The 22,265-nt window shown below is 44.6% G+C and carries 19 protein-coding genes, 1 pseudogene and 1 riboswitch; of the genes and pseudogenes, 12 read left to right on the forward strand and 8 right to left on the reverse strand.

All coding sequences use genetic code 11. The features are described from left to right. Nucleotides 1-292: 292 nt before the first annotated feature. Both EBO34_RS14845 and gltB read right to left on the reverse strand, forming a co-directional pair. Nucleotides 293-1,780: a glutamate synthase subunit beta gene (locus tag EBO34_RS14845; protein WP_122899898.1), complete on the reverse strand. Its 1,488-nt coding sequence runs from the start codon at nt 1,778-1,780 to the stop codon at nt 293-295. A 21-nt stretch (nt 1,781-1,801) separates the two neighbouring features. Continuing rightward, nucleotides 1,802-6,388 carry a glutamate synthase large subunit gene (gene gltB / locus EBO34_RS14850; RefSeq protein WP_122899900.1) on the reverse strand — a complete coding sequence of 1,529 codons (4,587 nt, stop codon included), beginning with the start codon at nt 6,386-6,388 and terminating at the stop codon, nt 1,802-1,804. Between the two features lie 290 nt (nt 6,389-6,678). On the opposite strand from gltB, the gene EBO34_RS14855 reads away from it, so the two are divergent. From EBO34_RS14855 to EBO34_RS14865, 3 genes are all read left to right on the forward strand, one after another. Beyond that, the gene (locus EBO34_RS14855) at nt 6,679-7,482 is read left to right on the forward strand and encodes a glutamine ABC transporter substrate-binding protein (protein ID WP_249414108.1); all 804 of its coding nucleotides are present in this window, start codon (nt 6,679-6,681) and stop codon (nt 7,480-7,482) included. A gap of 88 nt (nt 7,483-7,570) precedes the next feature. Further along, nucleotides 7,571-8,227, forward strand: coding sequence for an amino acid ABC transporter permease (locus EBO34_RS14860; protein ID WP_122899902.1), 657 nt, complete (start codon nt 7,571-7,573; stop codon nt 8,225-8,227). Beyond that, entirely contained in the window at nt 8,227-8,949 is a 723-nt protein-coding gene (locus tag EBO34_RS14865; protein WP_122899904.1) for an amino acid ABC transporter ATP-binding protein, read from the forward strand. Before EBO34_RS14860 ends, EBO34_RS14865 begins: the two co-directional genes overlap by 1 nt. A gap of 77 nt (nt 8,950-9,026) precedes the next feature. Here the strand turns inward: EBO34_RS14865 and EBO34_RS21100 are convergent, their stop codons facing one another. Further along, complete coding sequence (locus EBO34_RS21100; RefSeq protein ID WP_283234593.1) at nt 9,027-9,161, reverse strand: hypothetical protein; 135 nt, start codon at nt 9,159-9,161, stop codon at nt 9,027-9,029. A 63-nt stretch (nt 9,162-9,224) separates the two neighbouring features. On the opposite strand from EBO34_RS21100, the gene EBO34_RS14870 reads away from it, so the two are divergent. After that, the gene (locus EBO34_RS14870; RefSeq protein ID WP_122899906.1) at nt 9,225-9,671 is read left to right on the forward strand and encodes a DUF421 domain-containing protein; all 447 of its coding nucleotides are present in this window, start codon (nt 9,225-9,227) and stop codon (nt 9,669-9,671) included. A 60-nt stretch (nt 9,672-9,731) separates the two neighbouring features. On the opposite strand, the pseudogene EBO34_RS14875 reads toward EBO34_RS14870, so the two are convergent. Further along, nucleotides 9,732-10,053: pseudogene (locus EBO34_RS14875) on the reverse strand (antibiotic biosynthesis monooxygenase family protein). 95 nt (nt 10,054-10,148) lie between these two features. Here EBO34_RS14875 and EBO34_RS14880 point away from each other — a divergent pair. Both EBO34_RS14880 and EBO34_RS14885 read left to right on the forward strand, forming a co-directional pair. Then, entirely contained in the window at nt 10,149-11,360 is a 1,212-nt protein-coding gene (locus tag EBO34_RS14880; RefSeq protein WP_122899909.1) for an MFS transporter, read from the forward strand. A gap of 387 nt (nt 11,361-11,747) precedes the next feature. Then, nucleotides 11,748-12,449, forward strand: a complete 702-nt coding sequence (locus EBO34_RS14885; RefSeq protein WP_122899911.1) for a DUF421 domain-containing protein — start codon at nt 11,748-11,750, stop codon at nt 12,447-12,449. Between the two features lie 60 nt (nt 12,450-12,509). On the opposite strand, the gene EBO34_RS14890 is transcribed toward EBO34_RS14885, so the two are convergent. Together EBO34_RS14890 and EBO34_RS14895 are read right to left on the reverse strand one after the other, a co-directional pair. Further along, nucleotides 12,510-15,029 carry a DUF2339 domain-containing protein gene (locus tag EBO34_RS14890; protein WP_122899913.1) on the reverse strand — a complete coding sequence of 840 codons (2,520 nt, stop codon included), beginning with the start codon at nt 15,027-15,029 and terminating at the stop codon, nt 12,510-12,512. A 249-nt stretch (nt 15,030-15,278) separates the two neighbouring features. Next, nucleotides 15,279-15,521 carry a glutaredoxin family protein gene (locus tag EBO34_RS14895; protein ID WP_236784645.1) on the reverse strand — a complete coding sequence of 81 codons (243 nt, stop codon included), beginning with the start codon at nt 15,519-15,521 and terminating at the stop codon, nt 15,279-15,281. Between the two features lie 132 nt (nt 15,522-15,653). On the opposite strand from EBO34_RS14895, the gene EBO34_RS14900 reads away from it, so the two are divergent. Further along, complete coding sequence (locus tag EBO34_RS14900; protein WP_183163893.1) at nt 15,654-16,514, forward strand: tetratricopeptide repeat protein; 861 nt, start codon at nt 15,654-15,656, stop codon at nt 16,512-16,514. A gap of 145 nt (nt 16,515-16,659) precedes the next feature. Here the strand turns inward: EBO34_RS14900 and EBO34_RS14905 are convergent, their stop codons facing one another. Beyond that, on the reverse strand, nt 16,660-16,887 hold the full coding sequence (locus EBO34_RS14905) for a DUF1761 domain-containing protein (protein WP_122899919.1): 228 nt from the start codon (nt 16,885-16,887) through the stop codon (nt 16,660-16,662). Nucleotides 16,888-17,090: 203 nt separating this feature from the next. After that, a riboswitch (TPP riboswitch) is annotated at nt 17,091-17,194 on the forward strand. 109 nt (nt 17,195-17,303) lie between these two features. Here EBO34_RS14905 and tenA point away from each other — a divergent pair. The 5 genes from tenA to EBO34_RS14930 all read left to right on the forward strand — a co-directional run bounded on the left by tenA (nt 17,304) and on the right by EBO34_RS14930 (nt 21,444). Further along, nucleotides 17,304-17,969: a thiaminase II gene (gene tenA, locus EBO34_RS14910; protein WP_122899921.1), complete on the forward strand. Its 666-nt coding sequence runs from the start codon at nt 17,304-17,306 to the stop codon at nt 17,967-17,969. A gap of 68 nt (nt 17,970-18,037) precedes the next feature. Further along, nucleotides 18,038-18,415, forward strand: a complete 378-nt coding sequence (locus EBO34_RS14915) for a VOC family protein (protein ID WP_122899923.1) — start codon at nt 18,038-18,040, stop codon at nt 18,413-18,415. A gap of 119 nt (nt 18,416-18,534) precedes the next feature. Further along, a complete protein-coding gene (locus EBO34_RS14920) occupies nt 18,535-18,750 on the forward strand; it encodes a hypothetical protein (RefSeq protein ID WP_122899925.1) in 216 nt (71 codons plus the stop codon). Between the two features lie 201 nt (nt 18,751-18,951). After that, nucleotides 18,952-20,382 (forward strand): alanine/glycine:cation symporter family protein, encoded by a 1,431-nt coding sequence (locus EBO34_RS14925; protein ID WP_122899927.1) that lies wholly within the window; start codon nt 18,952-18,954, stop codon nt 20,380-20,382. A 165-nt stretch (nt 20,383-20,547) separates the two neighbouring features. Continuing rightward, complete coding sequence (locus EBO34_RS14930; protein WP_122899929.1) at nt 20,548-21,444, forward strand: DUF899 family protein; 897 nt, start codon at nt 20,548-20,550, stop codon at nt 21,442-21,444. 383 nt (nt 21,445-21,827) lie between these two features. Here the strand turns inward: EBO34_RS14930 and EBO34_RS14935 are convergent, their stop codons facing one another. Beyond that, entirely contained in the window at nt 21,828-22,223 is a 396-nt protein-coding gene (locus EBO34_RS14935; protein WP_122899931.1) for a GNAT family N-acetyltransferase, read from the reverse strand. Nucleotides 22,224-22,265 lie beyond the last annotated feature (42 nt).

Below are 22,265 nucleotides of genomic sequence, written 5' to 3' on the forward strand. Positions count from 1 at the left end.
TTATTAGCTTTTCGGGTAGAATTATAACCAATATTGGTAGAATGATTGGCTTTAGCAATAGATTTGCAATTAGTAATGGATGCATAATATGTGGCTGAAGCATTGAGAGGGGATTAACGGCTTCATGTGCTCGATTAACGGCTTGGTCACTCGGATTCGCGGTTTTGCCCTCCTATTTAACGGCTTCACTTTCATTATTAACGGTTTAGCCAAAAATCCCCCCTTCCCCGGAAAAAACCACACACTAAAAACACCCGCTCCAAAAAGGAGCGAGTGCTTTCACCTATATCTGCTACGGCAGTTGCGTTGATCCCATTAAATAACGGTCACATTCCCGGGCTGCTTCCCGGCCTTCGTTGATCGCCCAGACGATCAGACTCTGACCACGGCGCATGTCACCCGCAGCAAACACCCCGTCTTTGTTCGTTTTGTACTTGCCATACTCCGCTTTCACTCGGGTACGGTCGTCTGTTTCAATCTCCATTTGCTCAAGAAGTTCCTGCTCAGGACCACTAAAGCCAATAGCAAGAAGAACAAGATCGGCTTTCCATACTTTTTCTGTCCCTGGAATTTCTTCACGCAGACGGTTACCGTCTTCGTCTTTTGTCAAACGGACGTTAACAGTATGAACTTCCTTCACGCGGCCGTTCTCATCCCCGACAAACTTCTTCGTCATGACAGCGTAGGCACGAGGGTCGCGGCCGAACACTGCTTCCGCTTCCTTCTGGCCGTATTCAATACGGTGAATAATCGGGTACTGCGGCCACGGGTTCCCTACCGCATCTCGTGTATCCACTTTCTTATCGTAAATATCAAACTGAGTCAAGCTTCTGCAGTTGTGCCTTACCGATGTGGCGAGACAGTCCGTCCCTGTATCTCCACCCCCGATAACAATCACATCTCTGTCTTTTGCGCTGATGTAGTTGCCGTCCTCAAGGTTTGAGTCCAGAAGGCTTTTAGTATTCGCATGGAGGAAATCCATTGCATAGTGAATGCCTTTCAGGTCACTGCCTTCAGCAGGAACGTCACGGTGAACCGTGGCACCTCCGCAGAGAATGACAGCATCGTGTTCTGCTTCAAGTTCATCGGACGTAATATCCTTGCCAATCTCAGTATTGGTCACGAACTCAATACCCTCTTCACGAAGAATATTCACACGGCGTTCAACAACTTCGTAAGGAAGCTTCATTTCAGGAATTCCGTACGTGAGAAGTCCGCCGATACGGTCATGCCGCTCATATACCGTAACAGAGTGGCCTGCTTTGTTAAGCTGGGCGGCAGCGGCCAGACCGGCCGGGCCGGATCCTACTACAGCTATCCGTTTTCCTGTGCGCTTTTCAGGGGGCTCAGGAACGACCCATCCTTCAGCAAAGCCTTTCTCAATAATGGAACGCTCTACGGTACGAATTGCTACAGGAGGCTCATTAATTCCCAGTACACAGGCCCCTTCACAAGGAGCCGGACAAGCAAATCCGGTAAACTCCGGGAAGTTGTTCATTTCGTGTTCTTTTTTCAGTGCTTCTTTCCACTGTCCCTGATACACCAGGTCGTTCCATTCCGGAATAAGGTGATAGACAGGACATCCTGTCGTTACACCATTCAGTTCCATGCCTGTGTGACAGGTCGGCACGCCGCAGTCCATGCAACGTGCGCCCTGTTGCTTCAGTTCTTCTTCCGGCATCGGTTTTGTATAGTCATCCCAGTCTTTTATCCGCGACTTTGGATCGCGCTCATGCTGGGTTTTTCGGCTGTATTCCAAAAATCCTGTTGGCTTTCCCATCCTCTCACCCTCCTTATCAAATTACGTTAATGCCGACACTTTTGGTTTCTGACTTTCTTCAAAAGCTTTCATCTCTGCCTCGTCTCTCTCGAGTCCCGTATTTTCGAAGTATTCAATACGGTTTTTCATCTCCTCATAGTGCTTCGGAATAACTCTGACGAAGTTTTGGATCATCCCATTCCAGTTATGAAGAATGCGACGGGCATTCGAACTGTTTGTATAGTGAAGATGCTTTTCAATCATCTTGAAGACGGCTTCTTTTTCCTCGGCACTGGTGACAGGCTGAAGAAGGACCCCGTCACGGTTACACTTCTGGGCAAACGTCCCTTTTTCATCAAGAACATATGCCACACCGCCGCTCATACCGGCAGCGAAGTTACGTCCGGTTTCGCCAAGAATCACGACTTTACCGCCAGTCATATATTCGCATCCGTGATCACCGACACCTTCTACAACCACATTTGCACCGCTGTTTCTTACGCAGAAACGCTCACCGGCAATCCCTTGGATATAGGCATCCCCGCCTGACGCACCATAGAAACACACGTTACCGATAATAATATTATCTTCTGCTTTAAACGTGGCCCGGTTCGACGGATGGACGATGACCTTCCCGCCGGAAAGACCTTTTCCGACGTAATCATTCGCATCTCCAACAAGACGGAGAGTCATCCCTCTAGGAATGTAGGCACCGAAGCTCTGTCCGGCTGAACCTTTAAACGTAAGGCGGATCGTATCTTCACTCAATCCTTCGCGACCATAACGGCGGGTCACCTCGCTGCCGAGAATCGTCCCCGTTACACGGTTAATGTTCCGGATCGCAAGTGTAGCCTCAAAAGGCTCTCCTTTATCTAGGGCATTGCGGCAAAGAGGAATAAGCTCCTGGTTATCAAGGGCTTTATCCAGACCATGATTCTGGTCGATTGTCTTAAAACGGCTTACAGATTCCGGAACATCAGGCTTGTGAAGGAGAGCCGTCAGATCTACATCTTTAGCTTTCCAGTGATCAATGGCCTTATTGGCCTCGAGAACTTCTGTATGACCAACCATCTCTTCGATCGATCTGAAGCCAAGCTCTGCCATCAATTCCCGGGCTTCCATAGCAATAAAGCGCATGAAGTTTACGATGTGATCCGCTTCTCCTGTGAACTTTTTACGAAGCTCAGGGTTTTGGGTTGCTACACCGACCGGACATGTGTCCAGGTGACAGACGCGCATCATTACACAGCCTAAAACAACAAGAGGTGCAGTTGAGAAACCAAATTCTTCGGCACCCAGTAAGGAAGCAACGACAACGTCTCTTCCCGTCATCAGTTTCCCGTCTGTCTCTACGACGATTCTGTCGCGTAGATGATTCAAAAGAAGGGTCTGATGCGTTTCGGCAAGACCGATTTCCCAAGGCAGTCCTGTGTGCTTAATGCTGGAGCGTGGTGCGGCCCCGGTTCCTCCATCGTAGCCGCTGATCAGAACGAGGTCTGCCCTACCTTTGGCCACTCCGGCAGCAATCGTTCCAACGCCGACGGCAGAAACGAGCTTCACGCTGATACGCGCACGAGGATTGGCATTTTTTAGGTTATGAATCAGTTCAGCCAGGTCTTCGATCGAATAAATATCATGGTGCGGCGGTGGTGAAATAAGCTCTACGCCGGTAGTGGAACCACGAACTTCTGCGATCCACGGGTACACTTTTTTACCTGGCAGATGTCCCCCTTCACCGGGCTTCGCACCCTGGGCAATCTTAATCTGAATTTCATCGGCATTCACAAGGTAATGACTCGTTACACCGAAGCGTCCAGAAGCCACCTGTTTAATGGAGCTTCGGCGCAGGTCTCCATTCGCATCCGCTGTGAAACGCTCAGGGTTCTCTCCGCCTTCACCGGAGTTGCTGGCGCCGCCGATACGGTTCATGGCAATAGCAAGAGCTTCGTGAGCTTCCTGGCTGATCGCACCGAAGGACATGGCACCGGTTTTAAATCTCTTACAGATTGCTTCAACCGATTCCACTTCTTCAAGCGGGATTGACTTGCGCTTTTTAAATGACAGCAGTCCGCGAAGAGACTGAAGGTTATTATTTTCATCGGTTAATAGTTTTGAATACTGCTTAAACAGCTCATAGTCTCCTGAACGGCAGGCGTGCTGGAGCATATGAATGGTTTTTGGATTGTACTGGTGATCCTCGCCTTTCTCACGGTATTGGAATTCATCCCCTACCTCAAGGCGCTCATCAGAGCCTCTCTTTTCTTCAAAAGCGCGGGAATGGCGCATGAGCACTTCTTTTGCGATCATGTCGGTCTTGATTCCCCCGAGACGTGAGGCTGTACGTGTAAAGTACTTCTCAATCACATCCGGGTGAATACCTACTGCTTCAAAGATCTGAGCTCCTCTGTAACTTTGAATTGTTGAAATCCCCATTTTGGAAAGTACTTTAATAACCCCGTCGGTTACACCGGAAACAAAGCGTTTTTCAGTTTCTTCATAAGAAGAAAGCTCAATCTGCCCTGTTTCACGCATATCTTCGAGGGTTTCAAAAGCAAGGTAAGGGTTGATACCCTCTGCTCCGTAACCGAGAAGGGTCGCAAAGTGATGGACTTCTCTCGGCTCACCTGATTCAAGAATAATGCTGACTCTTGTCCTGATCCCTTTACGGATCAGGTGGTGGTGCAGACCCGATACAGCAAGAAGTGCCGGAATCGGTGCTTTTTCCTGAGAGACACCACGGTCCGATAAGATAATCAGGGTGGCGCCGTCCTCATAGGCACGCTCGGCTTTTTCAAAGAGTGATTCCAATGCCGCGTCCATTTCTCCTTCCCCTTTTGCGTCAAAAAGGATGGAGAGGGTTTCGGCTTTGAAGCCCTCTTCTGACTGAACACGGAGCTTCTCCAGCTCGGAATTGGCGAGAACCGGTGTCTTTAAGCGAATGTGTCTGCAGCTTTCAGGTTTCGGATTCACAAGGCTTCCTTCTGCCCCGATTGTTGTCTGCACCATCGTGATAATCTCTTCCCGGATGGCATCAATCGGAGGGTTTGTTACCTGGGCAAACAGCTGCTTAAAGTAGTTATACAATAGTTGTGGTTTCTTTGACAGCACCGCAAGCGGTGAATCGTAACCCATTGAGCCGACGGGGTCTTTTCCCCCGGATACAAGGGGCTTCAGAATCTTGTTAAGCTCTTCCTGTGTATAGCCGAATGCCAGCTGCTGCTCCCGGAGATTCTCAACTGGTCCTGCTTGAATCGGAGACTCAGGAAGATCTTCCAGGTTACGCAGGTTGTCATTGACCCACTCTTTATACGGCTGTTCGCCTGCTATTTCAAGTTTAATCTCTTCATCAGGAATAATCCGGCCTTTCTCCAGATCAACAAGGAGCATTTTCCCCGGGGTGAGGCGGTCTTTGATTTCAATATCGTCAGCAAAAATATCAAGAGCACCAACTTCTGATCCGAGGACGATCATGCCGTCCTTCGTCACATAGTAACGTGCCGGACGGAGACCATTGCGGTCAAGGGTGGCACCAATCTGCTTCCCATCTGTATAAACAAGGGCTGCAGGACCGTCCCACGGCTCCATCAATGTGCTGTGGTATTCATAAAAATCCCGTTTTCTTTCATCTATTGTTTCATCATTTGCCCAAGGTTCAGGCACCATCATCATGGCAGTGTGGGCAAGAGAACGTCCGGAAAGGTGTAAAAACTCGAAGCAGTTGTCAAACATGGACGAGTCACTGCCGTTTTTATCAATAACCGGAAGAATCTTCTTGAGGTCTTCCTCTTCAAAATATTCAGACGCACAAAGCTGCTGTCGGGCACGCATCCAGTTTACATTCCCGCGAAGGGTATTGAATTCTCCGTTGTGGATCGTATAACGGTTCGGGTGCGACCGTTTCCAGCTTGGGAACGTATTTGTACTGAAACGGGAGTGTACAAGTGCCAAAGCACTCTTAAACTCCGGATGGTTCAGGTCGATATAAAAGGAGTCAAGCTGCTCAGGTACAAGCATTCCCTTATAAACGATCGTACGGGTTGACAGACTGCTGATGTAAAAAGCATCCTGCCCTTTCAGGCGTTTTGAAATTTCAATCTCCGTACGCTTTCGGATAATATACAGACGACGTTCAAACTCGTCTTGGTCATTTATCTTTTGTGAGCAGCGGATAAACACCTGACGGATGGCAGGCTTCGTTTTTTTCGCTTCAATTCCCACAAACGAATCGTTAACAGGAACAGTACGCCAGCCAAGGAATGTCTGTCCTTCCTCTTTAATAATCTCTTCAAAGATCGCTTTACACTTCATCCGTGTATCCTGATCTTCAGGCAGAAAGACCATACCGATACCGTATTCCCCTTCATCAGGGAGAACAATGTCTTCTCTGTCACATTGCTTCACAAAAAAACGGTGCGGGATCTGGGTCAAGATACCAGCCCCGTCACCGGTACTTACATCTGCTGACTGACCTCCCCTGTGTTCCAGATTACTCAAAATGTTAATCGCATTCTGGACGATCGCATGAGATTTACTACCATCAATATTCGCAATCATTCCAATGCCGCAAGCTTCATGTTCATTCACCGGGTCGTATAATCCCTGCTTTACAGGATATCCGTGTTTTCTCATGGAAACGCCCTCCTTCTAAATCGTAAGTCTATTTTGTCAATTCTATAATTTCAAATAGTATAGCATGAAAAACCTGTGTCATAAAACTTTACACACTCAGAAACCCTTTAATAAAGCGCTTACATCTGTTTTTTCATCAGAAATGACAAGGGTTTAAAAATTTTTTTGAAATAGTCAGAGGAATTCGTCGTTTTTTGAAGAATTTAGGTTAGGTGAGAATTTTTTGTAAATTAAGATTATTCATTCGGGAGAATTTTAATTTACAAATAAAAACAGAGGGGGATTACGACGTGAAAAAAAGACTATTTGGTCTGCCGTTTTTTATGGCAGCTGCCGTACTTGCAGCCTGTGGAGGAGCCGATGAAACAGGCGGAGACGAAGCCGGTGAAGCAGAGGCAGAAGAAGATCGTCCCGAGTACACAGTCGCAACAGACACAAACTACGTTCCATTTGAGTTTCTCAACACAGAAACAGGCGAGATGGAAGGGTTTGATATCGACCTCATCCATGCTATTGCCGACCGGGTTGGATTTGACATTAACCTTGAAACGGTAGAGTTTGACGGAATTGTTTCTGGAATGGGAACAGGCCGTTACGATATCGGCATTGCCGGTATGACGATTACAGAAGAGCGTGCGGAGAACTTCGACTTCTCTGACCCTTATTATGATGCAGGTCTTATCCTGGCTGTCCGTGCTGATGAAGAGGAAATTCAGTCTGTTGACGATGTAGACGGCAGACCTGTTGCCACACGTGCTGCTACAACAAGTTACGATTATCTGGAAGAGAATACGGACGCTCAGATCCAGACATTCCCGGATATCGTGAATGCGTATCAGGACCTTACTGCAGGCCGTGTGGACGCAGTTATCTATGACCTGCCAAACGTCCTTTACTACATCGAAACGGAAGCCCTTGGCGATATGAAGACCGTTGGTGACACATTGACAGGTGAGCAGTACGGGATTGCCTTCCCATCAGGCTCCGAGCTTACTGAGCAGGTAAACGAAGCTCTGGCTGAAATGATGGAAGACGGTTCGTACGGTGATATTTATGAAGAATGGTTCGGTGAGCGCCCATCTAACGAGGAATAATCATGATAGCTCAATAAAGTTTTAAGGGCGGCGCAACGAGTAACATGCTTGTTGCGCCGTTTACTTTCATACGGGAGGTTAAAACAGGATGTTCGATTTTTTAAGCCCGCATATTTCAGGTACCCTCCCTTTTATTTACCGAGGGTTACAATTAACCATCTTCATCACGTTCTCCGGCTTCTTCTTCGGATTTATTATCGGAGCCCTCACCGGAATGATGAGGCTGTCCAATAACAAAATCATTTACGGCATTGCGACCGTTTATATCGAGCTTGTACGCGGGACACCGATTCTCGTGCAGGCACTCTTTTTATACTTTGGTATATCTGATTTTGTCGGTATTAACTTCAGTGCTGTCACAGCCGGTATTATTGCCATCGCGATTAACGCAGGTGCCTATATCGCTGAGATTGTCCGCGGTGGTGTCGAATCCATTGATAAAGGACAGACCGAGGCCGGCCGCTCAATCGGCCTGAGTTCTTCCCAGACGATGCGGTATATCATCTGGCCGCAGGCATTCCGCCGCATGATCCCGCCACTTGGAAACCAGTTCATCATCAGTTTGAAAGATACATCAATCTTTGCGATTATTTCATTAAATGAAGTAACCTATCTCATCAGACAGTACGTAAGCACCACAGCGAGTCCGTTCGTACCGTATATCATGCTTTGTCTTGCATATCTGGTAATTACAATACCGGCCATGGTAATACTGAGGCGTATTGAAAGGAAGTTGGACGTATAATGATACAAGTCAGAGATTTACATAAGTCGTTTGGTGACCTGGAAGTATTAAAAGGCATTGATGCAGATGTGAAAGAAAAAGAAGTGGTCTGTGTTATCGGCCCCTCCGGATCAGGTAAAAGTACGTTTCTCCGCTGTCTTAATATGCTTGAAGAAATTACTTCAGGTGAAGTTGTCATTGATGGAGAGAAGCTGACCGATCCAAAAGTGAACATCAATAAACTCAGATCCCGGGTAGGTATGGTATTTCAGCATTTTAACCTGTTCCCTCATATGACTGTCCTTGAGAACGTCATGCTTGGGCCGTTAAAAGTGAAGGAAATGAAAAAAGCCGAAACCGAAGAACTGGCTCTTGCCTTACTGGAAAAAGTCGGTCTTTCCGATAAAGCTCATGTGTATCCAGGAAGCTTATCCGGCGGACAAAAGCAGCGTGTCGCCATTGCCCGTGCTCTTGCCATGAATCCAAAAGTAATGCTCTTCGATGAGCCTACTTCGGCTCTCGATCCGGAGCTTGTCGGCGGCGTTCTGGAAGCCATGAAAGATCTTGCCAAAGAAGGAATGACCATGGTCGTTGTTACACACGAAATGGGATTCGCCCGGGAGATGGGCGACCGTGTAATCTTTATGGACCAGGGAAAAATCATGGAAGAAGGCAAACCGGAGGAGATTTTTGATAACCCTCAGAACCCGCGTACTCAGGATTTCCTGAGGATGGTGTTGTAGTATTTTAGAAGAAGCCCGGGGGCCGGCAGAGGTACTCGTGCTTCTTCCAGTTTGTATCGAAAAATGTCGTATTCTCTTTAAATCGGCTGAAAGTCTGCATAATAAACCAGCAATTCTCCATAAACTTCCGCTAAGTCTGCATAAATCGTCCAAAGTTCTCCATAAATCCACAAAAGCTCTCCATAAAAACCTCCCCTTCTATCAATCTCCAAGAATACAACTCTCTAAATCTGTAATTACTAAAGAAAACCCTTTACGTTTGGAGAGTATCTCTCATGGAGCCTTCTTTTCTTGATATGACCATCAAGCTCATTCTCGAATTCTTCTTTCTCTTTCTCATTACAAGACTGCTTGGACGAACGACCATCAACCAGCTCACTCCTTTTGACTTTGTTTCACCAATTGTATTGTCTGAGCTTCTTGGAAATGCCGTCTTTGAACAAAACGTTCCTGTCTATTTTATCGTCTACTCCATTTTCCTATGGGGAATCCTCCTTGTGATTATGGAAAAAGGATTATTGAAGATGAAGGGGCTGAGGGGACCCTTGGAAGGAAAGCCTGCGATTGTCATCCGTGATGGGAAGATTGACCGCAAAGAGCTGAAGAAAACCCGGATGAACATCAACCAGCTTATGAGCCTTCTGATACAGAGTGAAATTTTCTCTACTCTACTCTTCTCAGCTCAGCCAAAGATTGATTCTTCTTTGCTCTCCCTGCTTTAGAGAAAAAGATGAAACATGAAACACACTCAATTGATTCTCCTCCTATTCCTCTCAAACAATTTATAGAGAAGCTCCCTTTTGACTGAGTACGTGATAGACATCCTGCTTGCTTTCGACGATAAAAGAGGGTTTTGGTTTACCGCGGTTTTCCCTGTGTCCTGCAAGGTGTACATCACTTGTTTCCCAGGCTTTCCAGTCCTCTTCAGACTCCTACCGGATCATAACAATCACTTCTTCATTTCCCCGACGTTGTTTTTTTTCTAAGTACACTTTGAGCGAGAAATCCGGGCTGTTCTTCAATAATTCCCTTCCCGGCAAACCTCTCTACCATTTTCTCACTGTGACCCTCTACTACTGTGGTTGTTTTCAATTGAATAAACATTACTTTTCCTCCTTACGCCATATAAGATTGTCTGTTATTATAATTGATAACGATTATCACTATCAACAAAGTTTTAGAATTGTGAGGATGGAACCATGTGGAAAAATAAAAACGTATGGATTTTATTAATAGGAGAGTTCGTCGCAGGTGTGGGATTATGGTTAGGGATTATAGGAAACCTGGAGTTTATGCAGGCTCTTGTTCCCTCTGATTTTATGAAGTCTCTCATTCTTGCTTCCGGTCTTGTGGCAGGTATAGCTATAGGACCATGGGCCGGACGGATAACAGATCGCTTGAAGAAAAAGACGGTGATGCTCGCTGCAGGCTTTGTTCGTTCCATCAGCGTTTGTTTTATGTTTGTTGCAATACATAATGAGTCCGTCTTATGGATGGTCGTTTTTCTTATTACTATTCAGCTTTCAGCAGCTTTTTATTTTCCTGCACTGCAAGCAGCGATCCCCCTTGTTGTGCAGGAAAAAGACCTGATGGAACTCAATGGTGTATATATGAACGTGTCTACCCTGTCACGGATAGGAGGAACAGCTGCAGCTGGTGCCCTCCTCGTCGTCATCTCCTTGACTATGCTCTATTTAGCGTCATTAATCGCATACATGGCCCTATTTATATTGACGTTGTTTCTGACCATTAAAGAAGAGAACCCGAGACAAAAACACAACAGCACAGAAGAAATGGAAACATCGTTTAGAGACGTCTTCCCGGTCATAAAAAGAATGCCAATCGTTTATATGACACTCACAATGGCCGTTATTCCTCTCCTTTTTTTAGGAGGGTTTAACTTAATGGTGATAAATATAAGTGAAATCCAAAACAGTGCAGAAATAAAAGGGGTACTCTATGCTGCTGAAGGTACTGCCTTCATGCTTGGTGCCTTTTTTGTGAAATGGATCAGTCAAAAGCAATCACACTACCACATTCTATTCTTTTGTTCATTTTTAGTCGGGGCTTCTCAGTTGCTCCTCTACTTTGCTCATATTCCTGTGATTACCATTCTTGCATTCATTCTTTTTGGATTTGCGGTAGGATGCTTCTTCCCTTCGGCAGCCACTATCTTCCAAACGAAAGTACCGAAAGAGTTCCACGGCCGGTTCTTCTCATTTAGAAATATGTTGGACAGGGTTATTTTTCAAGTTGTCTTGATCATGACAGGAGCCATGCTCGATATTATTGGTTTATCACATATGGCAGTTATTATTGGTATCGTTTCGATTATGACTACCGTCATGTTCCTGATTGTATTCAGAAGAAATAAGGAAGAGGGGAATATGGAAGTAAGCAGGGCAGGCTAAACAGCAGATCAGTTAAAATATTTAATGAGTATCCCTATAAGTCAGTAAATTTCTTTTACTAAACCGGAAGTGTAATGGGCAGCAGCTGAACGCCAGCAGCGAGACTCCTGCGACAGTGACTAGCAAAACATCGTGAGTCCTCTGCGAGTTGCTTCGACGCATAACACTTCGAAGCGTTACTTTTAGAGGAAAAAGCAAGGTTCTTTCTCCCTGCCGGCACCATCGCAGAAAGCGAGCGGATGGCGTTCAGCGGAGCTTCATCACACATAAACTGACATAAGGGTATACTCATTAAACATTTAGTCATGCATATCTATCATTCTTGCGAATAAAATGCTCCAAAAATGAGAATACTAGAAAAAACTTCCCGTTTGGAGAGAACATCTCATGGAGCCTTCTTTTCTTGATATGACATTCAAACTCATTCTCGGATTCTTCTTTCTCTTTCTCATTACAAGACTGCTTGGACGAACGACTATCAACCAGCTCACTCCTTTTGACTTTGTTTCAGCAATTGTATTGTCTGAGCTTCTTGGGAATGCCGTCTTTGAACAAAACGTTCCTGTTTATTTCGTCGTCTACTCGATTTTCCTATGGGGAATTCTCCTTGTGATTATGGAAAAAGGACTATTGAAGTTGAAGGGGCTGAGGGGACCGTTGGAAGGAAAGCCTGCGATTGTCATTCGTGATGGGAAGATTGACCGCAAAGAGCTGAAGAAAAACCGGATGAACCTCAACCAGCTTATGAGCCTTCTTAGACAGAGCGAAGTTTTCTCTGTGAGAGAGGTCGCGTTTGCTATTCTTGAATCAAACGGCGGCATCAGCATACTGAAAAAATCAAAGTATCAAAAAGTCACCATTGAAGACTTGAAGCTTCAGGAACCTCCTGTCTACCTCCCTGTGAGCGTCATTTTAGACGGGGAGGTTCTTGAGGATAACCTTCAGGAGCTGGGCTTGACCCGTCCCTGGCTCACAAACGAACTCAGTGCCCGGGGAATCTACGAACCCCGCAACGTCATGTACGCCGATTACCTTGAAGGGGACGGATTGTTTGTGGTTAAAATGTCGGGAGTAAAAGAAAATTCCTGATGATTTTATCAAAAAAAGCCGTGGCTTGAATTCTTTCCCTGCCACGGCTCCTATATTTATTTATATCCCTTCCCCCATATCCTGATAGCTGCTTGATACTTTTTGATAGATATACGAGATCCCGAGCAAGGTTACTCCAAAACCAAAGTAGGCAGCAATCTGGCTTACTTCGGTTAAAAACGACAGATCGTATAAAAACAGCTTTCCCGTAGTAAAGAGGGTCAACCCAAGACCGATCCGGCGTATATAGACGTACTTCTTTTTAAACCCGTAAAGAATGTAACCCACCGCTACCACTAAAAAGATGGAGCTGAATACAAAACCAACGTCCCCGAGCTGGAATTGGACAGTTACGAATGCGCCAAGAACAATGAGGAAATAGACAGCCAGTATTGTTGGAAAGAGGCCTGAGTAACGGTCACGCAGAAATCTTCCCAGCAACTCCCGTCCTATCAAGAAGACCAAAATATTAAACGCAACCAAAAGCCCCAGTGCCATCACGTTCACAATCGTATTTTCCGTCATCACCGGCTCCAGTGCCGGCATTGTGAGGGTAATGATAAATCCGATAAAGCTTCCAATTCCGTAAAGAAATGTGCTGAAATACCCGATTACCCGATCATAAAGAACTTTCCAACGGGAGAGGACGTAGCCGGTCCCAACTGTAATGAATGCGACTATCAGAGTGTGATAAAAAGTAAGGTAGCTGAACGTCATGGGAACCCACTCATGATAATAGTAGCTGCTCTGATAAATGACATAAACCCAAAGATTAAACACCGCCAGGTACTTTACAGCCCTTGGGAGCTGTTTCATCCAATTGAATACTCCTTCTCCTTCCAGACGTTTACGTGCATAATAGACAGCTAACGTGAGAAGTCCGGCAGTTACAGCAAAATAGCGAAGATTAAAGGACTCAGACATCCCCCACTGTGAAGCCGTAATATACAGCACTTCCATAATAAACGCCGCCATTGTTAAGAAAAGGATACCCCAGCCCGCCCGTTCAAGGTTCGGAAGTTTCTCCCGGTTCGCATAAACGATTAAGACAAAGGCTTCAATTAACCACCCTAGGACGAACCATTCTGCTTCAAATTGGAACGGGATCACGAGCACAGCAAATGTAACCGCCGTAGCGTAAAACAAAATCCTGGCTTGTTTTTCCCGGGGCACTCTCTTCTCAACAAATTTGCCCAACCCTGCGTAAAGAACACAAAAGAGAGCGGCAAGTATACCCGTAAAACTGCCCCAATTAAGATCGTAAAACAAATAATACATCACAGAACATCCAAGGACTGTGTTTAATCCGAGCATCGTCACATCCATCCACCTGAGCTTTTGCTTGTGAATGAACGGATACCCGAGCGTCACCACTGTATAGACCGCAAATGTGAGCACAGCGTAAATCATGCTGATTCCCGCACTTCCCGCCAGCGCAATCAGGATAAGAAACGCCGGAATGTGGAAGGCAAAGCTGATATAGCTGACAATGTTCCACCGCTTCTTAAAAGATATCCATAGTATAGCACCATTTAAAATAATCAGGTACAGCATCGCTGCATAGACCGAAAACACTTCAAGCCCGAATGCGGACATATAAGAATAAAAAGGAATGTAGCCTCCCACAAGTCCCAGGGAGATCACCGTTCTTGAGCTGTAACGCAAAGAAAGTAAAACCGCTGCAGCAGTTACGGCAACTGACAGACCAAGAGCTGTGTACAGCCCGATAATACTGAGGAGGAAATAACTGAAGAAAACCGAACCATACAGAACAGCTGTCCCTCCGCCTATAAGGCCCAAACCAAAGGTTTTCTTGTGTTTACGAATAAACCACTCTCCCCCGGCCAGCATCATCAGTCCCAGCCCAAAAAACGTTGCCCCTTTCAGCTCTTCTGTAAACCAGTTTGTATAAGAATGCCTGAAAGCCGCAGCGACCCCAAGTACAATCAGAATAATCCCGATCTTATTAATCCAATTGAGACCGATCAGCATTTCAAGCTGGTTTTGTTTCATTCTTTTCTGCATTACTTTTTCTGAAACCGGCTCATTTCCAATCGCATTGAAAGCCGCGCTGTTCTCCTGCCTCCATTCTCTTTCCTTTAAAAGAAGGGCTTCTTTATGGATTCTGATATTCTCCTCAACTTCCCTGGAAAGCTGTTTCATTTTTGCTGAGAGCTCCAGGCTCAAACCATCGAGTTCATGTTCGGCACGCTTACGGAGATCAGCTATTTTACTCCGGGACTCATGTTCAAGGTTTGTGAGCCTGTTTTCGTGAGGTTTCATTCCCTCGCCAAAATAGGTTTGCACCTTCTTTTTGGAGATGTTCACAATGTTCCACTTTTCGTTTAACATCTGTTCCTGCAAAGCCATTCGCATTTTTTGGTTTTCTTCTTTAAGCTTCTCGTGATCTTTGCCTAAGCGGTCCGCCCGTCCTTTATACTCACTTGCCATTTCCCGAAGCTTCGTATTTTCCCCAATGACGTCGTTGGATTCGAATTCAATTAGAAGCGCTTCATACTCTTTCGTCAGTTGCTCCTGTGCCAACTTCATCTGCTTTAACTGTGCTTCAAACCGCTCCATCCCCGCATCCTCCCAATGGAAAAGTTCTACTTTTTTCCATTATACTTCATAAATAGCCTAATACGTTTGACTATTCTGAATTTTATCCACTTCATAAACATATTTTATTTTTCTCTCTTCTGTTCAGTTATGAAAGACAAATCCAATCAAATATATGCCTGAAAGCCTATCTCAATTCTGTTTCACGTGAAACAAAGACAAAAAAAGGACCAACCAGCAGTAGTCTGGTCAGTCCTCTTTGATAATGTTCTATTGTGTTTGTTTGATCTTTTCAACCAGCGTTTGAAGTTCAGGGTTCATCCCTTTAACCGCTTCGCCTTCAAAGACCGTTACAGGTACTCCCATAATGCCGAACCCTTCTACTTCTTTTTGATACTCACGGCTGCTCATCACATCACGCACTTCAAAATCAATGTTGTTTTCCTTGAGCATTTGCTTGACGATGTCACATTCCACACAGTTTTGCGTTGAATAAACGATCACTTGAGACATGATTATCACTCCGTTATGTTTACTTTCTTCCATTGTAAAGGCATGGATATACTTTGTCCAAGGTCTTTCCACCTTCTAATTGACAGCCTCTCTTCCTTCCGGTTAAATTACAGATGTAAGGAAGTGACGAACGTGAATCAGATTGATGAAGGGAAGCAGCACCACCGTATGCGGGAATGGAAAAAAGCCATTGCGTGCTACGAAACATACATAAAAGAATCTAAAGGTACCGCTCCTGATCAGGTGTTTCAACTCCTGGCACGGGCACTGCGTTTTAACGGACACCCGAAAAGGTCCCTTACTGTTATTCAACAGGGGTTAAACCAGTTTCCGGAAAGCGAAACTCTCTTAGTGGAGCTGCACCAGCATTATGACTTTACCGCTGAATGGAAAAAAGCAAAATCAGTTGCAAAGAAACTGGTGAAATCAGACCCCGGGAAACCTGATTACCTCTTTCGCATGGGACGGACCTACTCCTTTCTTGATGACTACTCCAAAGCAAGACAAACATATAAAAAGGCACTTGAACGAAAGCACCTTACATCCTTTTCTTCATTAATTGAAAAAATTGAGGACAGTTTTCCTGACTCGTCTTCTTCATACACATCCCATTACCGCTATGTAGACGGTATAAATAACTTTGGCGCTATTTTTCATGAAAATGCGCATCATCGCTATTTCACGAAAATTTCAAGCCTGACCGGGAAAAAGAACGGAGCTGCCAGGGAGGAGTCTTTTTATATGGAGGTGTGTTCCGATTTCCCTGAGCTTAAAGCGTTGGTGCCGGGTTTTGTGAACACCCGGCATCTTGACGGTCTCAGCTATCTGACGATTGAGATGATCAATGCCACCCCCAGCGATAAAAAGCATGCACAGCAGGCCGTGAGGGCTTCACACAAACTTACGCGTGTTTCCTATAACGATATCAAGCAGCTTGAACATCGCATTGAAGTGCTTGAAGAAGAACGGCGTTATATGAAAACGTTTGGATGATGTATTGAACAGCAGGTCCTGGAGACTTACCAGACCTATTCGGATTTTTACGGAAGGGTTCAAAAAGGAAGACTAAAAGCAAGGAGGGCTGTCTCACCCAAAGTGGAGACAGCCCTTCTTTCCACATCAAAAGGAGAATTTCCCTTTAACGCCAAACATCTAAAATAAAGCCTATCAGCGTAAATGTCACAACATGGTACCCGGCATTAATAAGAAAAAATTTTACCGGTTTTCGTTCAAACAAATAGGTAATACCCATAGCAGCCGCCACCCAGAAAAGCCCTGCCATAAATCCTGCCGAAGCTCCAATCGCCGCATTCCTCTCAGGACCAAGAAACACAACAAGCACCCAGGCAATGACAAAGGACAGCACAAAGGCTCACCCGAAAATAGCTCCCATGTCCCCCTTTCTTTACGGTTGGTTCTTATTACCTACTATCATTTATTCTTGAAAATGCAGTGATCATCTAGTAATTTAGCCCTTTGTTCCTGTCAGTCTGACTATTCGTTCTTAAAGAAACCTGATGGCTTGATTTTCCACCTCTGTTCATTTATGCTTCAAGTAGTTTCATATACAAGTTCCACTAGGGGTGCCCGGGCAAGGGCTGAGACAAGCATGGCTTGATCCCTTTGAACCTGATCTAGTTCATACTAGCGTAGGGAAGTGGTATCGCAGTACTTCAGCATGCCTATTTGCGATCCTCGCCCTTCTTATCTTTATGAGAAGGGCGTTTTTTTACCTCCTTCCTTACAACTGGAGCTTGTAAAATATAAAGGAGGGCATTATCGATGAGTTTTACAAAACAATTGCGAGAAGAAGCAGACCCGTTATTTCAAAAGGTTTACGAACATCCCTTCGTTCAGGGAATTCGTAACGAAACACTGGAAAAAGAACAGCTGATTCACTATGTAAAGCAAGATTATGAGTATTTAAATGCCATGATTCAGACAAGGGCGCTGACAATGGCGAAATGTACAACCCGAGAAGAGATGACGCTGCTAAACGAGGGCATCGGCTTTATCCTTAACGATGAAACCCATCCACACAATAATTTCTGTTCCGTGGCCGGTGTGTCATTTGAAGATCTTCAAGGGCAGCCATTAGCTCCCGTCGCCCACCACTACAGCCAGTTTATGATGCAGACAGCCAGTAACGGCACTTTGGGAGAGGCTTTGGCCGCAGCCCTTCCCTGCCCGTGGATTTACCTCGATATCGGTGAGCGGATGATCAAAGAAATCAATCATAACAAAAACCACCTTTTTTTTGACTGGATCGCCTTTTACGGAGCTCAGGAGATGCCCCGGATTAACCAGACAACCGAATGGCTCGATGAACTCGCTGAAAAAGCCGGTCACGAGGAGCGTGAGAAAATGCGCTCCCACTTCCTTACTGCCTGCCGCCTTGAATACATGTTTTTTGACATGGCCTATCACAAACACGATTGGCCGATTTAATAATATAAAAGGATATCTTCTTTCCCTGGCGAATCCATTAACGGTAGATTGGAAAGGAGCGGTCCCCTATGGAATCAGCCATTCAAAGGGTAGGACAGATCGGCATCCCTGTTCAAGAAATCGAACGGGCTGTACGCTTTTACAAAGAAAAACTCGGTCTCCCCCTCTTGTTCAGCACCGGCAGCATGGCCTTTTTTGACTGTGAAGGCTTGAGGCTCATGCTGACCTTGCCGGAAAAAGAAGCGTTTGGTCATCCAAGCTCGGTTATCTATTTCACGGTTAAAGATATCCGAAAAGCTTATGAAGATTTACAGCAAAAGAGCGTTGTATTTATTGATGAGCCGCATGTGGTCGCTAAAATGGGAAATACGGAGACATGGATGACTTTTTTTAAGGACGGAGAAGGAAATACACATGCTTTTATAAGTGAAATTAAAGCGAAGTAATGTCGTCAATGAGGGCAACACATAAGGGATAATCCCTGTGTGTTGCTCTCTTTTTGTCTCTATAGATGTTTACGTTATCCATATGTATGTTGCCACAAAATAAAGGAGTGAGTAAATAAATGGACAATGTCATAGATTTTTTCAACGGCAAGTCAATAAAAAAATGGAAACACAAGATTGCGAGAAAAATAATCTCAAAACAGCATCTGACGGCGTATACATTGGTAATATGGGACGGCCCAATGGCGGCAAAAATCAAGGATTTAATAAGACAGCTCGAGTTTAGAAGTGAAACTAAATGCCCAGTGGAAGGCACTGCTATAAAAGTGAACTGATCTCAGATGCTCTGGAGGATCTGCAATTTCCTTATGAAATAGAAGGGAAAGAAATAGACGTTTTGATAGGTGAAGACGGTCATGTGTGGGTTGTTTACAAAAGTGATTAACTAGAATTATGTAGTTTTTTGTCGAATCGCGTTGATTTTATACACAAAGTATTCTATGATAAATAAATAATTTTCTGAAAATACAGGAGGGATGCAAAACGTCATGGATATGTTAAATGACATTATCTGGTCTTACTTTGTAATTTACGGTTTATTGGGTCTTGGTCTCTACTTTACGTATAAAACAGGATTCATTCAGTTTCGTTACTTAAAAGAAATGGTAAGAGTCATCTTCGAGAAATCCCCTGAAGCTAAAAAGGGAGAAAAATCGATATCATCATTTAAATCTTTCTGTATCGGATCGGCTACACGAATCGGGACGGGGAACCTTGCCGGTGTGGCTGTAGCTGTTACGCTCGGCGGTCCCGGTGCTGTCTTTTGGATGTGGGTTGTAGGCTTGCTCGGAGGCGCTACCAGCTTTATTGAGAGCACCCTCGCGCAGGTCTATAAAGTAAAAGACAAAGACACGCCCGGGACATTCCGGGGCGGACCTGCCTACTACATTACAAAAGGCCTCAACAAAAAATGGCTTGGTGTAATCTTTGCGGTTCTTATCGCCTTTACCTTCGGACTTATCTTTAACTCGGTCCAGAGTAATACGATTTCCGCAGCTTTTGAAGGGGCCTTCGGATTCAATACAACAGCAACAGGTATTGTCCTTGTCATTCTATCCGGTATCGTCATTTTTGGCGGTGTGCACCGGATCGCAAACGTAACGAGTGTGGTCGTACCGATTATGGCTGTTCTTTACATTGCTGTCGCTCTTTTTGTTTTAGTAACGAACATTTCCCAGCTTCCAGCCGTGCTGAGCCTGATCGTAAACAGTGCATTCGGTCTTGAGCAGGCTGTCGGCGGTGGTATCGGAGCTGCCATTATGCACGGAGTGAGACGGGGACTCTTCTCGAATGAAGCTGGTATGGGTAGTGCCCCTAACGCAGCAGCGACTGCACATGTTTCCCACCCTGCCAAGCAAGGGTTTATTCAAACGTTGGGTGTGTATATCGATACGTTAGTTGTGTGTACCGCTACTGCCTTTATCATTCTCATTTCAACCGACCTTTCCCAGGCAGGAAATGAGGAAGGAATTAATCTTCTCCAGACGTCACTGAGTACGCAAATCGGCGGCTGGGCGAGCATTTTCATCGCAGTTGCCGTCTTCCTGTTTGCTTTCAGTTCCATTATCGGAAGCTACTATTACGGGGAAACAAACATTCAGTTTATTAAAGATAACAAAACGGTTCTTAATTTGTACCGCTTCGCCACGATGGGTTTTGTGATGATCGGAGCCGTTGCAAGTCTCGGGTTTGTCTGGGAGCTTGCGGATATCTTCATGGGTCTGATGGCCATCATTAACCTTGCGGCTATCGCCCTCTTAAGCGGAATTGCGGTTAAAACACTAAAAGACTATCAAGCACAACGGAAACAAGGCCTCAATCCGACCTTCAACGCTTCCAGACTCGGTATTAAAAATACGGAGTGCTGGGAGGAGAAAGAAGAAAAGAAAGAGCGGATTGTGTCTTAATTTACATTAGATATAAAAAAGTTGCACTGGGACAAGTCTCACGTGCAGCTTTTTTCATTTGCATTTTTTTGTAAAAATAAAGGTGATAACACATCAGCGTTGAATGGTATTAGCAAATAAACCAAAATTGACATTCCTGTAAACTGCAAAAATGGGAGGAAGATAATGGAGACCATTAAAAATGAAATCATGCAGCTGGAACAAGAACTGCTGGAGAAGAAGCGGAAAATAAAGCAGTTACGCAGGCAGATCCAGGGAGAGCCTGTCCGAAACTACTGTTTTTTATCCTCTAATAATAAGGAAGTTACCATCCTCGACCTGTTTGGTGACCACGATGAATTAATTGTGATTCACAATATGGGAAAAAGCTGTCCATACTGCACGATGTGGGCTGATGGGTTTAACAGTATCTATCACCATATTCGAAAAAGAGCCGCCTTTGTCGTTGCCTCTCCTGATCTTCCTTCGGTGCAGGAAGACATCTCAGCTGAACGGAGCTGGATTTTTCCCATGGTTTCAACCACAAACAACACCTTTACTGAAGATACAGGCTTTAAAAAAGATGACCTTACCTCCCCCGGGGTTTCTGTTTTTACAAAGGATAAGGATCAAAACCTCTTTCACCACACCTCCTCCAGGTTTGGACCGGGAGATGAGTACTGCGTTGTCTGGTCATTATTCGACCTCCTCCCTACAGAGTCCGAAGGCTATCATCCTGAGAAAAAAATAAATAAAAAATCACCTTTCCAACTTACCAATAATGTTGCGATACAAGTTAATGATTATGAAAACGCCCTTCACTTCTACCAAAATGTGATTGGCATGAAACTCAATACTATTAACGAAAACGAAGCAAAACTTTCGATTAATCAAACTCATTTCTTTTTAGAAAACCACCCTTCACAATCACGTACCTTCTTTGAATTTGCTGTCGATGACTTCCAACCGGCTATCGACCTGTTAATTCAAGAAGGATGCAAGGTCACTAAAACATACAGCGAAACCAGCGTCATGATTGAAGACCCCTACGGTATGGCGTTTCACGTGTTTGAAGCAGGATAAGTGGGATACCCTGAGAAACCCTCTTCAGTTGTAAAATTAAATTCATCCCTGTAAAAAAGACGTTGTTATAGAATAACATCATGAAGACCTTTGACGTAAACACAATGAAGCTGCGTACTTTTAAAACAACAATTGAATTTCCTGAGTTTGAAAAGACACTGAACATTTTAATAAAAAAATTCTTCATCTGAGTATTTATAAACCTCAGCGCATCACTGCTGATAATCCTATCATTCTCAGCAGCATTCTTATAGGAAACTCAAAGGAAGAGATTATTCAAATGGAGCATGAAATAGAAAACATGCTGAATATAAAGGAGCATTCATAATCATCTTATATGATACAGGAAAGACTGCCCTCAATTGAAGTCGGGGCAGTCTTTATTACTTTATATTATTGTATTCTACATAGGTGTATCGTCTTACTGTACGTTTCTTTACAAATCCATATTCCAGAAAGAGCGATAGACTGCTTTGGGTACAATAAGCGTACATCCTTTTGGATCCAGTTCCCTTTATTTTCTTTATTCTCTTCAACCTTTCAGTAAACAACTTTCTATAAACACCCATACCCCGATATTCTTTCAGCACTATATCACTTTTAAAAACAATACCTTTCTTTGTTCTGCGATAGGCAACAACACCAATTAATGTAGTGTTATCGTAAGCTCCCAGCCAGGACATTCCTATAAAATCTCTTAATTTCAGACCTTCTGCTTTATAGGCATTTTTTAATATGAGAGCCGTTTTATAGTTAATTCTTTTAATCACGATCTCCATTTACGAGCTCACCCCTTGGAATATAGAACCTTTTTAATAGTA

This window comes from Alteribacter keqinensis (genome assembly GCF_003710255.1).
GTDB classification, from domain to species: domain Bacteria; phylum Bacillota; class Bacilli; order Bacillales; family Salisediminibacteriaceae; genus Alteribacter; species Alteribacter keqinensis.